The organism is Roseateles sp. GW835-FHT13E02 (assembly GCF_058794035.1).
In genome coordinates this window covers 1-518 of record NZ_JBXAGJ010000061.1, presented here as the reverse complement: position 1 = coordinate 518, position 518 = coordinate 1, and the positions used below count along the sequence as shown (strand labels likewise).

Here is a 518-nt window from a genome sequence, read left to right as displayed (position 1 = left end):
GCGGCCGAGATGATGAAGTACTGCTGCAACAACTTCCACGCGCTCAAGATCACCTTCGCCAACGAGACCGCGCGCCTGTGCGGTGCATTGGGCGTGGACGCCTTCGAAGTGATGGACCTGGTCTGCCAGGACACGCAGCTCAACATCTCCAAGGCCTATCTGAAGCCGGGCTTCGCCTTCGGCGGCTCCTGCCTGCCCAAGGACCTGCGCGCGACCACGTATCTGGCCAAGACGCACGATCTGGAGCTGCCCATGCTCTCGGGCATCCTGGCCTCCAACCGCCAGCACCTGGACCTGGCGCTGGACAAGCTGCTGGCCCTGGGCAAGCGCAAGATCGGCTTCATCGGCCTGTCCTTCAAGACCGGCACGGACGATCTGCGCGAAAGCCCGCTGGTGACCCTGGCCGAGCAGCTGATCGGCAAGGGCATGCAGCTGTCGATCTATGACCCCGAGGTGCATCTGGCCAGTCTGCTGGGCGCGAACCGCAGCTTTGTTCAGAAGCACCTGCCGCACATCGG

1 protein-coding gene is annotated in these 518 nt (G+C 63.9%); it reads left to right on the top strand.

Annotated features, from left to right (window positions below):
* Positions 1-518, top strand: a 518-nt coding sequence (locus AC1Q6P_RS24020; protein ID WP_492666278.1) for a UDP binding domain-containing protein, incomplete at both ends; no start/stop codon positions are given.